Raw genomic sequence first — 12,645 nt, forward strand, 5'->3', positions numbered from 1 at the left:
AAACCGTTCAGAACGGCAAGAACCCGTCACCAAGCTCGTAGGATTTGACCGCCAGAAGCGGCTGCGCACCATCGTAGGAAAACACAAAGACATGCGCCATCTCCGCCGCCAGCGTCATGCGGCAGAAATTCGCGTCACTGTCGAAGTCCACGGGGCAGGTGGCAAGATCGACATGCTCGATCGACGCCTCGAAGACGTCGTAGGTCAGCGCGCCATTGGCGAGATAATTGCTGCCGGTGTGGTGCGTTTCGCCAGGGCCCGAAGCCATGGCTGCGCTGCTGAGTGCGAGGGTTGTGATGAGGGGGAACACTGTCCTGTGCATAATCCTGATTCCTTTTGTCGGATTTATGCGCGTATTTCTTACTTTTTTAATCGGAATTGCAAGTTCAAAAAATATCAGGCTGTTTCGGGCGTCTCTTTACCCGGAGGTGTGACGGCAACCGGGAACGCAGCGCGGTCGGGTGCGTTTGCCCGTAAGTCATTGTGAAAACGAGGTTTGAATTTGCGAAGCGCGATTATCCTGCTCTTGGTCTGGTGGGCATGTTTTTTGCCCGAGGATGCAACGGCTCAGGAAACGGTGTTCGAAGTCGAGGAATTGAATGCGGGTTTGCCTGTCAGGCCTGACGGGCTCGACATCCTGACCCCGCAAACGGCGCTTGAGGCCTTTCTGAGCGCGGCCGATCGAAATGATTTCGATACCGCGCGCCACGTGCTCAATCTCAATGGCATCGATCCAAGCGCCCAGGCGATCCGGGGCTATGACCTTGCGCGCAAGCTCGATGCGATCATCGACAGGAAACTTGTCATCTCGTGGCAAGCGTTGCTGGAACGACCCGACTCGCTCGATGCCAACGCGCCCTCGGAGAACGTGATGGCCGGGCAGCCGCGGCGCAGTTTGCTGCTTGGCGTGCTGGAACTGTCCGACAGGCCGGTTGCGGTTCGCCTCAATCGGGTCCAGCCCGCTGACGGCCCGGCAGTCTGGGTGTTCTCGAGGCAGACCGTCGATGTCATCGACCCGCTTTTCGACCGCTTCGGTCCATCGGCGCTGGAGCAGGCGCTCCCGGAAGCGATACGGGCGAAGGGACCGCTTGGGCTTTTCTGGTGGGAAGTGATCGGTATCCCGGTGCTCGTCATCGCAGCGGGTGCCGTCGGGCTGGCGGTCTGGTCCGGATTCACAAGGATCGGACAACGGGTGGGGCACAGTTTCGCCGCGGGCGTCGTTCGAGGCCTGCGGCTGCCGATGACGTTGTTCGTCGTGGCCGGTCTTGTCTGGGCGTCGACCTCGTATGTGTTCATCGTGTCGGGTCTATTGTCGAACATTCTGGAACCTTTCGTCGTGCTGGCCTTCGTCGGCGGCGTGTTGGCGATGATCGTGAATGTCATCGACGCAGCCCTCGATCGGATCATGATCGCGCGGGTCGAAGAGCTGAGCTCGCCCGAGAACGAGAACAGACGGGCCTATGCGACAACCATCCTCGCCTTGCGTCGTCTGGTGGTCGTCAACGCCGTGATCGCGGCGGCGGGGATCACCTTGACCGTGGCGAACGTCTTTCAAACGCTCGGCTTTTCGCTTCTGGCCGGGGCCGGGGCGCTGACGCTGGTTCTTGGCTTCGCGGCGCGAGAGGCCTTGGGCAATATCCTGGGCAGCCTTCAGATCTCGCTCAACCGGTCTGCGCGGGTGGGCGATCAACTGATCTTCCGCGACACGCTTTGCACCGTGGAGCGCATTCAGTTCACCTTCGTGCAGCTCAAGGTGTGGGACGACACACGCCTGATCGTGCCGGTTCTGGATTTCATCAAGAACAGTTTTGTGAATCGCACGCTCGTGGACAACGGGATGACACGGCAGGTCGTGCTGACCTTGTCTCCGCGCGCCGATGTGGAGGCCCTGCGCACGCATTATCTGGACTGGGCGAAGGCGGATCCGCGCATCGGACCGGATGACGGCCTTGAGTGCTACGTCATCGGACAGGATGAATTCGGGATGAAGGTGCGGTTCTTGGCGCCGGTAAGCGATCCGCGGGACGGTTGGAATGTCGAATGCGCGATGCGGGAAGAAATGATCTCCGCGGCGCGCGGATTGTCAGACGATACCGGTCTGGACCTTCTACCTCATCTCGGGACCGCGGATGATGGCGAAGGTGCTTTCAGCGCGGACAGTGATACCGCCTGAGCGCGACCCGCAAATATCGGGTCATACACGCATCTAGGGGTTTCTATCGCCGCACGCCCTGCATATCGTCGGTGCATGGCTGATCCCCGATTCATTCACCTCCGCGTCCATTCCGAATACTCGCTGCTCGAAGGCGCGGTTCGGTTGAAGAAATTGCCGGATCTCTGCATCGCGAAGGGTATGCCTGCGGTGGCGTTGACGGATACGAACAACCTCTTTGCCGCGCTGGAGTTTTCGGTGGGGGCGGCGGGGGCTGGTGTCCAGCCGATCATCGGCTGCCAGGTGGATCTGCGTATCGCCGATCCGACGCCCGGACAGCGCGCCGATCCGCCCGCGCCGGTGGTTCTGCTCGCCCAGAGCGAGACCGGGTACGAGCATCTGATGAAGCTCAACTCCTGCCTTTACCTGCGCCGCGACGGGGAACTGCCGCATGTCACGCTGGATGAATTGCAGCACCATTCCGACGGGGTGATCTGCCTGACAGGTGGGCCTGACGGCGCGATCGGCCGGGTCTTGCAGCAAGGCAATCGCGGCGCGGCCGAAGCGGTGATGCACCGGCTGGCCGAGATGTTCGGCGACAGGCTTTATGTTGAGTTGCAACGCCATCCCGGTGACAGCGGATTGCCCGAAAACGAGCGTCTGACCGAACGCCCGTTCATCGAAATGGCCTACGCGATGAACCTGCCGCTGGTGGCGACCAACGATGTCTATTTCCCCAAATCCGACATGTACGAGGCGCATGACGCGCTGATCTGCATTGCCGAGGGGGCGTATGTCGACCAGCAGCAACCGCGCCGCAGGTTGACGCCGCAGCATTACTTCAAGTCGCCGCAGGAGATGGTGACGCTCTTTGCCGATCTGCCCGAAGCGATAGAGAACACCGTCGAAATCGCCCGGCGTTGCGCCTTCATGGCCTATCGCCGCGACCCGATCCTGCCGAAATTCGCCGATGACGAGGTCGAAGAGCTCAAGCGGCAGGCGCGGGCAGGGCTGAAGAACAGACTCGCCGTCATCCCCCATGCCGCCTCGGTCGAAGAGTACGAGAAACGGCTCGAATTCGAACTGGGCATCATCGAAGGCATGGGGTTCCCCGGCTACTTCCTGATCGTCGCCGATTTCATCAAATGGGCGAAGGATCACGACATTCCCGTGGGGCCAGGGCGGGGGTCCGGCGCGGGCTCTCTGGTGGCCTATGCGCTGACCATCACGGACCTCGATCCGCTGCGCTACCAGCTTCTGTTCGAACGCTTCCTGAACCCGGAACGTGTGTCGATGCCCGACTTCGACATCGATTTCTGCATGGACCGACGCGAAGAGGTGATCCGCTACGTTCAGGACAAGTACGGCCACGATAAGGTGGGCCAGATCATCACCTTCGGCGCGTTGCTGTCCAAGGCCGCCGTGCGCGATGTGGGGCGTGTCTTGCAGATGCCCTACGGGCAGGTGGACCGCCTGTCCAAGATGATCCCGGTCGAGGGCGTGAAACCCGTGAGCATCGAAAAGGCGCTCAAGGATGAACCTCGTCTGCGCGAGGCGGCGCGCGAGGAAGAGGTGGTGGACCGGCTTCTGACCTACGGACAACAGGTCGAAGGGTTGCTGCGAAACGCCTCCACCCACGCCGCCGGTGTGGTGATCGGGGATCGCCCGCTGGACGAGTTGGTGCCGCTCTACCAGGACCCGCGCTCGGACATGCCCGCGACCCAGTTCAACATGAAGTGGGTGGAACAGGCGGGTCTGGTGAAGTTCGACTTTCTCGGCCTCAAGACCCTGACGGTGATCCAGTACGCGTTGGACATGATCTTCAAATCGGGTCGCGACTTGCATATCGGTGCGGATGGAACTGAACTCTACCAGCCTGCCGAGGGCGCCGAGAACGACATCGGCCATATCCCGCTGGACGACGAAACCACCTATAAGCTCTACGCCGCCGCAAAGACTGTGGCGGTGTTCCAGGTGGAAAGCTCGGGCATGATGGATGCGCTGAAGCGCATGAAGCCGACCTGCATCGAGGATATCGTGGCGCTTGTGGCGCTGTATCGTCCCGGCCCGATGGAGAACATCCCGACCTACTGCGAGGTGAAGAACGGGTTGCGGGAACGGGAATCCGTGCATCCGCTGATCGACCACATTCTTGAGGAAACCCAAGGCATCATCGTCTACCAGGAGCAGGTGATGCAGATCGCGCAGGTCATGGCGGGCTACAGCCTTGGCGGTGCGGACCTGCTGCGTCGGGCGATGGGCAAAAAGATTAAGGAGGCGATGGACGCCGAACGCCCGAAGTTCGAGAAGGGCGCGGCGGAGAATGGCGTCGAGGCGAAGAAAGCCTCCGAGGTGTTCGACCTGCTTGAGAAATTCGCCAATTACGGCTTCAACAAATCCCACGCCGCCGCCTATGCCGTGGTCAGCTACCAGACCGCGTGGCTCAAGGCGAACCATCCGGTCGAATTCATGGCCGGGGTGATGAATTGCGATATCCACCTGACCGACAAGCTCGCGGTGTATTTCGAGGAAGTTAAGAAAGGTCTGGGTCTGCCCTGGGTGCCGCCCTGCGTGAATCGGTCCCAAGCCATGTTCGACGTGGCCGACGGGGCGCTGGTCTACGCGCTGGGCGCTTTGAAGAACGTCGGTGTCGAGGCGATGAAGCTGGTGGTCGAGGGACGTGGCAGCAAGCCGTTCGCGACGCTTTTCGACGTGGCCCGCCGCGTCGATCTCAAGCGCGTCGGCAAGCGTCCGCTGGAAATGCTCGCCCGCTCCGGGGCTTTCGACCAGCTTGATCCGAACCGCCGCCGTGTGTTCGAAAGCCTCGATGCGCTGGTCGCCTATTCCGCCGCCATCCACGATCAGCGCGCCTCGGCGCAGGTGTCGCTGTTCGGCGAGGCGGGCGACGATCTGCCCGAACCGCGCCTGTCGCCGGTGAGCGACTGGTTGCCCGCCGAACGTCTGTCGGAAGAGTTCAAGGCGGTCGGCTTCTACCTCTCGGGCCACCCGCTTGACGACTACATGACTGCGCTGAAACGCAAGGGCGCGATGACGCTTGATGACGTGCTGGCCAAGGCGCAGAACGGACCCTGCGTCGTCAAGATGGCGGGTGTGGTCGCAGGTCGGCAGGAGCGCAAATCCGCGCGCGGCAACCGCTTCGCCTTTGCCCAGCTTTCCGATCCGACCGGCGCCTACGAGGTCACGCTGTTTTCGGACACGTTGGAGGCCGCGCGCGATCATCTTGAGACTGGGTCCAAGGTCATGGTCACCTGTGAGGCCACGCTGGAATCGGATCAGTTGAAACTGCTCGGCCGGTCGGTTGCCCCCGTGGATATCGCCGTCGCCGACGCGATCAGCATGGGTCTGCGCATTTTTGTCGATGAACCCGACGTGGTCCCGCATGTCGCCTCGGTCCTCAGCCGCGCGGCGGACCAGTTGCCCAAGGCCGGCAAAGGGCCGATCCGGATCTGTTGCCTTAACGCCCCCGGTCTGCCGGGTGAGGTGGATGTCGCGCTGGCGCGGGAATTCCCCGTGACGCCCGAGATCAAAGGCGCGATCAAGTCGCTGGGCGGCGTGCTGGATGTCGAAGAACTCTGACCCCGACCGCCGACGGCCGCTGGACGGTCTTTCCGGCGCCCGATAGGGTGCCGGCAGGGAGTATGAGGGAATCCATGAGTCGTTTCGCTGCGATCCTTTTCGCTGCAAGCCTGCTTGCAGGCTGTGCCACCGATCCCCTGCGTGATGTGCCGCGCTTGTCGGAGGCGGATGTCAGCGACGCCGATGCTCAGGCCGCCATCCGCGCAGAGCCCGGGGACACTCCGCTTGCCGAGACATCGACGGGTTCTGCGCAGGACAGCGCCATCGGCGGTGCCGCGCCTGACGCGCCGCGCGGCGGCTTGCTCGGCTTCCTCAGCCGCGCCGCCCGCGAGGCGCAAACGCCCGAGGGCGAGGATGCCACAGACGTCGCCGCCATCCCACCGCAAACCCAAAGCGATGCTCCCGCACCGGGACTGTTCGGCGGTGGTCGCTCTTCCAACGGCCCCAAGCCCGGAGACCCGGATTACCAGATCGTCGAGATGGGAACTGTGCTGCCCTACGGCACATTGGCGCGGGTCTGTAATGTCCCGACGCGCCAATTGGGAACGCGCGTGGAACGGTATCCCGAACGCCGGAGCACCTACGCGATATACGATTCCCAACCGGGCAACACCGCGCCGCACACCTTCTACGTGACGGGGTTCGATGACGGCTGCGCGCGCCAGTTCACTGCCGCTTTGGCGATGTTCGGCAGTCCCGAAACCCATGAACAGCTGCGCTACGGCCTGCCGTCGCAGGTTCAGCCCTATTCATCGACCGACGCCGCCTACGAGACCCTCAAATCGCGGGTTTGCCGGGTCGGCAAGGGAAAGCCTTGCGGGTCGGCCATGTCCCGACTGGCGCGGGATACCGTGTTCGTCAGTGTCTACGAACGGTTCGGATCGAACCCGGTCTGGAAGACGATCCTGCTGCATGACGGCGAAGTGGTCGAAACGGATATCCGCGGCAACTGAGACCGGGCCTTGTTCGGAACTCGACGCCGCGCCTAGTAATGCGGGGGGCGCTCGTCCCCGAGCACGATCCCGCCGCTTCCTTCCGCCTCGCGATGTGCCTCACGCTGCATCAGCATCTCGACCCGCGCGGTCAGGCGGTCGATCTCGCGCGCCTGCGCGGCAACGGTTTCGGACAGGTCGTCGGTGACGCGCAGCAGATGCGCGATGCGTTCTTCGAGGGCGGTCATATCCATGCCCGACAGATGCGCATCCGCGCGGCCCTTGGCAAGGGGCAAATAGGTCAGCATCCGCACCCCATTGTTTCGCGCGCGAAACATTGGGTCCGAACCGGGCCTATTTCCGTTTAGTTAACCCTCTCGCACGGCCCGCACCCGCGCCGCTGCTTGCCCCGCTGGGTTCCAGCGTTTAGAGGAAGCGCGACACCCCAGCCCAGACGGGAATTGACCATGGCCAAAGAGAAAAAAGCCCCCAAGCCCAAGGCACAGACGCCCAAGGGCTTCCGCGATTATTTCGGCACCGAGGTGACCGAACGCGCCGAGATGCTGACGCAGATCGCCGGGGTCTATCATCGCTATGGCTTCGACGCGCTGGAAAGCGCGGCGGTCGAGACGGTCGAGGCGCTGGGCAAGTTTCTTCCCGACGTGGATCGCCCGAACGAGGGCGTGTTCGCCTGGCAGGAGGACGAGGACGACGGCAAGGGCGATTGGCTGGCCCTGCGCTATGACCTGACCGCCCCTCTGGCGCGGGTTTACGCGCAGCACCGCAACGACCTGCCGCTGCCCTATCGGCGCTACGCGATGGGTCCGGTCTGGCGCAACGAAAAGCCGGGGCCGGGGCGGTATCGCCAGTTTTATCAATGTGATGCGGATACGGTCGGGGCTGCGTCGGTGGCGGCTGATGCCGAGATCTGCGCGATGCTTGCCGATTGTCTAGAGACCGTGGGCATCCCGCGCGGGGACTACATCGTTCGGGTGAACAACCGGAAGGTTCTGAACGGTGTTCTGGAGTCGATGGGCCTGAATGACGATGGCCAACGCGACGCGGTTCTGCGCACCATCGACAAGTTCGACAAGGTGGGAGAGGCCGGGGTGCGCGAGCTTTTGGGCAAGGGGCGACTGGATGCCTCTGGGGCCTATATCGACGGTGTGGGCCTGAGTGACGGACAGGCCGAGCCTGTTATCGCGTTCTTAACCTCCAAGGGTGAGACTGCCGCGCAGACGATTGAGAATTTAAAGGCGGCGGTTGGTGACAGCGCGATTGGGGCAGAAGGTGTGGCAGAGCTTGAGCAGATCGCTGATCTGCTGGCTGCTGGCGGCTATGGCCCCGACCGGATCGAGATTGATCCATCCGTGGTGCGCGGCCTTGGCTATTACACCGGGCCGGTGTTCGAGGCCGAGCTTACCTTTGACATCATTGACGAAAAAGGCCGCAAGCGGCAGTTCGGTTCGGTCGCGGGCGGTGGCCGCTATGACGACCTGGTCAAGCGCTTCACCGGACAGGCGGTGCCTGCCACGGGTGTCAGCATCGGTGTGGATCGTCTTCTTGCCGCGCTGCGCGAAAAGGGCCGTATTGGCAGCCAGAGCCATGGCCCAGTGGTGGTCACGGTCATGGACCGCGACCGGATGGGCGACTATCAGGCGATGGTGGCGGAGCTGCGCAACGCAGGCATCCGGGCCGAGGTCTATCTGGGGAACCCGAAGAATTTTGGCAACCAGCTGAAATACGCGGATAAGCGCGAGTCTCCGGTCGCGGTGATCGAGGGCGGCGATGAAAAGGCCAATGGTATGGTGCAGATCAAGGACCTGATCCTTGGCGCCAAGATCGCCGAGAGCGCCAGCCTTGAGGAATGGCAGGACCGCCCCAACCAGTTCGAGGTACCGCGCGATCAATTGGTCGCGAAGGTGCGCGAGATCCTCGAAAGCTATGCCTGATGCCCGTGGTCGCCCCTGACAAATCGCGTGTCCGGCACGCGGCGGAACGGATTTGCGACGGGTTCGTCGCAGAGGGCGCTGCGCGGTTCGAGACCGATATCCTGCTGTCTGCCGAGGTGCTTCTGGACCTCTACGGCGAGGACATCCGCGCGCGGGCCTACGTGACGTCGGACCCGGATAAGGGCGAGATGATGCTGCGTCCGGATTTCACCGTTCCGGTGGTTCAGTATCACATGCAGGGCGATGGCGCGCCCGCGCGCTACACCTATTTCGGAGAAGTGTTCCGCAAACAGGAAGACCATCCCGAGCGGCGCAGCGAATTCCTGCAAGTCGGGTACGAGCAATTCGGCGATACCGATCCCGCCGAGGCCGATGCCGAGGTTTTCGGTCGGTTCTCCGACGTGCTCGCTCCGCTCGGTCTCAGGGCCGCCACGGGCGATATCGGCATCCTGATCGCCATGGTGGACGGCCTGTCGACCACCGAGGACCGCCGCGCGGCGTTGATGCGGCACATCTGGCGCCCGGCGCGGTTTACCGCGCTGGTCAAGCGCTTTGCCGGCCTTGCCCCGGTGCCCGCGTCCCGCACGGCGCTGCTGGCCGCGGAGGACCCGATGCAGGACACCGGCGTCATGATCGGCCTGCGCAGCGAGCGCGAGATCGCGGCTCGGATCGACGCTTTACGCGCGGATGCGGCGGAGGCACCAATGAGCGAGGACGAAGTCGCTCTGATTTCGGCGGTGCTCGGCGTCTCGGAGACCTGCCCGAACGCATTGGAACACTTGCGCGACATCGCGGTGGACATGCCGGGCCTGCTGCCCGCGCTCGACCGGTTCGAGGCGCGGTGTGACGCGATGGCGCGACGCGGCGTCGATGTGGAAAACCTGCCCTTCGAGGCGTCCTACGGGCGCACGTCGATGGAATATTACAACGGCTTCGTCTTCGGCTTTTACTCCGAAGCGCGTCCTGATCTGCCTCCGGTCGCGACCGGTGGGCGGTATGACGCGCTGACCCGCCGATTGGGGCAAGGGCGCGAAATCCCGGCGGTGGGCGGGGTGATCCGGCCCGATCTGGTGCTCGATCTCGGGGGGCTGCCATGACGATCAAGCTGGGCGTGCCGTCCAAGGGGCGGCTGATGGAAAAGACGTTCGACTGGTTTGGCGCACGAGGCGTAACCCTGACGCGGACCGGATCGGAGCGCGAATACGCCGGCGCGGTCGAGGGGGTCGAGGGGGTCGATCTCGTCCTGTTGTCGGCAGGTGAAATCCCGCGTGAACTGGCGGCGGGACGCATTCACCTTGGCGTGACGGGCAACGATCTGATCCAGGAGAAACTGGTCCAATGGGATCAGAAGGTCGAACCTCTTGCGGCGCTGGGGTTCGGTCACGCGAACCTGATCGTCGCGGTCCCGCAATGTTGGGTCGATGTCGACACGCTCGACGATCTTGATGGCGCCGCGGCGGCGTTCCGGGCCCGGCACGGGTTCCGTATGCGGATCGCGACCAAATATCACCGGCTTGTGCGGGACTACCTGCGGCGCGGCGGTGTGGCGGATTACCAGTTGGTCGACAGCCAAGGCGCGACGGAGGGCACGGTCAAGAACCTGACCGCCGAGGCCATCGCGGACATCACTTCCACCGGTGAGACGTTGCGCGCGAACCACCTGAAAATCCTTGATGAGCCGCCGGTTCTGGAAAGCCAGGCGACCCTGTTTCGAAGCCGTGTGGCTGAACAATCCGACGATGAGCGCGCCGCCTTGCGGGGGCTGATCGATCAGCTTAAGGTATAGCGCGGGCAAATCCTTGAAAGGATTTGGCAAAACGCGTTTTCGCGTTTTGGCGCGTTACCGGTAGTGTTGGAACAAATCCCGCAGGTTGACCTGCGCGCGCAGTCGGGTGGCAAGCAAGAACAGCCCGGCTGCCTTGCGCTGAAGGTAGAGCACGTCCGTCGGCGGAATGTGCTGGATCGATCTATCCCGGCCCAGGGCCATGCCACGGTCCCGTAGGTCGGATACGAGCGACGTGTCGCCGAAATCGAAACCTGCCGGATCCAGCATCGGAGCGTTGGCGCGGGCGACCATGTCCATGATCTCGGCGCGGGTGTTTTCGGGCAACGCGTCGGCCAAGAGGCCAAGCCCCTTGAGCGCCTCGGCAAGCGCAGTCAGGTCATTGGCGAGAGCGGGTTGCAGGATGTCGCGCGCGCGCGAGACGAGGTCGGGCGACAGGCGGCGCGTTGCTCCGAAGTCGAGAAGCACCAGTTTGCCCGTATCGGGTTGCCACCGGAAATTCGCGAAGTTGGGATCGGACTGGACGAGGTGAAAGCTGAACACCTCTCGCATCATCAGGGCGATCAGGCGCTCTGCCATTCGGTTGCGCGTGTCCTGATCGGCATCCTCCAGCGTGTCGATCGGCTCTGACGGAACGAAATCCATCGCGAGGATGTCACGGTTGGAGAGGTCGTCGTGGACCGTGGGCACAATGAAATCTGGGTCGTCCTTCAGCAGATCGCCGAACTGGCGCAGACTGCACGCCTCCTGATCGTAATCGGCCTCTTCGTGCAGTTGCTGGCGTGCGTCTTCGAGCAGGGGCTTGAGGTCGAGCTCCTTGGGCACCATCCCGGACAGACGCATCAGGCTGGCAAGGTTGCTGAGGTCGCTGTCGATGCTGTCGCGGATGCCGGGATACTGGACCTTGATGGCGAGGTCGCGGCCGTCGCGGGTCTGGGCCCGGTGGACCTGCCCGATGGAGGCGGCGGCGATGGGGCGAACGTCGAATTTTTTGAACCGTTTGGTAAAATCTGCGCCCCATGCGGTGGTGAGAACCGTTTTGAGCTGCGCGGGCGGCATGAAATGCGCTTGCGACTGAAGCGGACGCAGGACCGCGGCAAGCTCGGGCGTCAGCAGATCGCCCGCTTCGAGAGACAGCAATTGTCCCATCTTCATCGCGGCGCCACGCATCTGGGACAGCTGTTGCGTCAGGCGGTGCGCGTTCGAGGGCGTGAGGAACATATCGCGCGGCGTCGGACGCCGCCCTTGCAAGAGCTGTTTCGCGCCCGCTGCGGCGGCAGAGCCGAGCAATCCGCCCGCCAAGCCTCCCATCCGGGCGGCGCGGGCGGCGCGACCCGTGGGGACGGCACGGCTTCGGGGATCATCAGCGTCGGTCATGCGCGGAAAGGTAAGCCCCGCCGCGCATTCGGCAATGCAGGTCAGGCGGACTTTTTCTGCATCTCGCCGACCATTTTCAGAACGGTCCGGCGCGGCAGCATCGGCATGACCCAGTTCATCATGAAGCTGACCTTGGGATCATTCACCGTGACCAATTCCCCCCGGCGCATGGCATCGTAGCCGTGTTTGGCCACATCCCTGGCCGTTGCACCACCAGAGGAGACAAGCTTTGTGCCGTTCAGGTTGGCGCGGTCCGCGAATTCGGTTTCGACGTAGCCCGGCGCAAGAACCGTACAGGTCACGCCCTTGTCGCGCATTTCCTGATCGATGGCCTGGCTGAAGGAATTTACAAAAGCCTTGGTCGCGAAGTAGACGGCCTGGTTCGGACCCGGCGCAAAACCAGCGGTCGAGCCGACATTCAGGATGCGGCCTCCGCCCTGTGCTGCCATCCTTGTGGCAAAGCTGTGGGTCAGGGTGACGAGGGCCTTGACGTTCAGGTCGATCATCGCGTGCTCGTCCTCCAGATCGCGATCGACATGCGCACCCTGTCCGCCGAATCCGGCGTTGTTGATGAGAATGCCAACGGTGAGGCCCGCCGCGTCGATCCGCTCGACCAGATCGGATGGGCCATCGGCTGAGGCAAGGTCGGCCGGGAAGACATGAGCGGTGATGCCCTGCTTGTCTTCCAACTCGGCCTTGAGTTCCTTGAGCGCGTCCTCACGACGGGCCGTCAGGATGACGTCACCGCCTTTGGAGGCGTGATAGCGGGCAAATTCCTTGCCGATGCCCGAGGAGGCACCGGTGATCAGGGCTGTCTTGGTCATGGGACGGGTGTCCTTTCAATTTCATTGT

Annotated in this window: 10 protein-coding genes; 6 read left to right on the forward strand and 4 right to left on the reverse strand. The window is 63.1% G+C overall.

Translation table 11 applies throughout. From position 1 onward, the window contains the following. Positions 1-7: 7 nt before the first annotated feature. Positions 8-268: a hypothetical protein gene (locus Q1B16_RS02645; protein ID WP_299784662.1), complete on the reverse strand. Its 261-nt coding sequence runs from the start codon at positions 266-268 to the stop codon at positions 8-10. 234 nt (positions 269-502) lie between these two features. On the opposite strand from Q1B16_RS02645, the gene Q1B16_RS02650 reads away from it, so the two are divergent. The 3 genes from Q1B16_RS02650 to Q1B16_RS02660 all read left to right on the forward strand — a co-directional run bounded on the left by Q1B16_RS02650 (position 503) and on the right by Q1B16_RS02660 (position 6,702). Next, entirely contained in the window at positions 503-2,173 is a 1,671-nt protein-coding gene (locus Q1B16_RS02650; protein ID WP_299784663.1) for a mechanosensitive ion channel domain-containing protein, read from the forward strand. A gap of 75 nt (positions 2,174-2,248) precedes the next feature. Beyond that, positions 2,249-5,749: a DNA polymerase III subunit alpha gene (dnaE, locus tag Q1B16_RS02655; protein WP_299784664.1), complete on the forward strand. Its 3,501-nt coding sequence runs from the start codon at positions 2,249-2,251 to the stop codon at positions 5,747-5,749. Positions 5,750-5,823: 74 nt separating this feature from the next. Beyond that, a complete protein-coding gene (locus Q1B16_RS02660; RefSeq protein ID WP_299784665.1) occupies positions 5,824-6,702 on the forward strand; it encodes a hypothetical protein in 879 nt (292 codons plus the stop codon). 32 nt (positions 6,703-6,734) lie between these two features. On the opposite strand, the gene Q1B16_RS02665 is transcribed toward Q1B16_RS02660, so the two are convergent. Continuing rightward, positions 6,735-6,929 (reverse strand): SlyX family protein, encoded by a 195-nt coding sequence (locus Q1B16_RS02665; RefSeq protein ID WP_299785970.1) that lies wholly within the window; start codon positions 6,927-6,929, stop codon positions 6,735-6,737. Positions 6,930-7,148: 219 nt separating this feature from the next. On the opposite strand from Q1B16_RS02665, the gene hisS reads away from it, so the two are divergent. The 3 genes from hisS to hisG are packed head-to-tail and all read left to right on the forward strand — an operon-like array spanning position 7,149 to position 10,419. Then, a complete protein-coding gene (gene hisS, locus Q1B16_RS02670) occupies positions 7,149-8,633 on the forward strand; it encodes a histidine--tRNA ligase (RefSeq protein WP_299784666.1) in 1,485 nt (494 codons plus the stop codon). Beyond that, positions 8,633-9,730 (forward strand): ATP phosphoribosyltransferase regulatory subunit, encoded by a 1,098-nt coding sequence (locus tag Q1B16_RS02675; protein WP_299784667.1) that lies wholly within the window; start codon positions 8,633-8,635, stop codon positions 9,728-9,730. Before hisS ends, Q1B16_RS02675 begins: the two co-directional genes overlap by 1 nt. Beyond that, positions 9,727-10,419 carry an ATP phosphoribosyltransferase gene (gene hisG / locus Q1B16_RS02680; RefSeq protein ID WP_299784668.1) on the forward strand — a complete coding sequence of 231 codons (693 nt, stop codon included), beginning with the start codon at positions 9,727-9,729 and terminating at the stop codon, positions 10,417-10,419. Before Q1B16_RS02675 ends, hisG begins: the two co-directional genes overlap by 4 nt. 54 nt (positions 10,420-10,473) lie before the next feature. Here the strand turns inward: hisG and Q1B16_RS02685 are convergent, their stop codons facing one another. Together Q1B16_RS02685 and Q1B16_RS02690 are read right to left on the reverse strand one after the other, a co-directional pair. After that, positions 10,474-11,793, reverse strand: a complete 1,320-nt coding sequence (locus tag Q1B16_RS02685) for an AarF/ABC1/UbiB kinase family protein (protein WP_299784669.1) — start codon at positions 11,791-11,793, stop codon at positions 10,474-10,476. 41 nt (positions 11,794-11,834) lie between these two features. Further along, the gene (locus Q1B16_RS02690; protein WP_299784670.1) at positions 11,835-12,617 is read right to left on the reverse strand and encodes an SDR family oxidoreductase; all 783 of its coding nucleotides are present in this window, start codon (positions 12,615-12,617) and stop codon (positions 11,835-11,837) included. Positions 12,618-12,645 lie beyond the last annotated feature (28 nt).

Source organism: uncultured Marivita sp., assembly GCF_947488135.1.
In the GTDB taxonomy this organism is placed as follows: Bacteria; Pseudomonadota; Alphaproteobacteria; order Rhodobacterales; family Rhodobacteraceae; genus Marivita.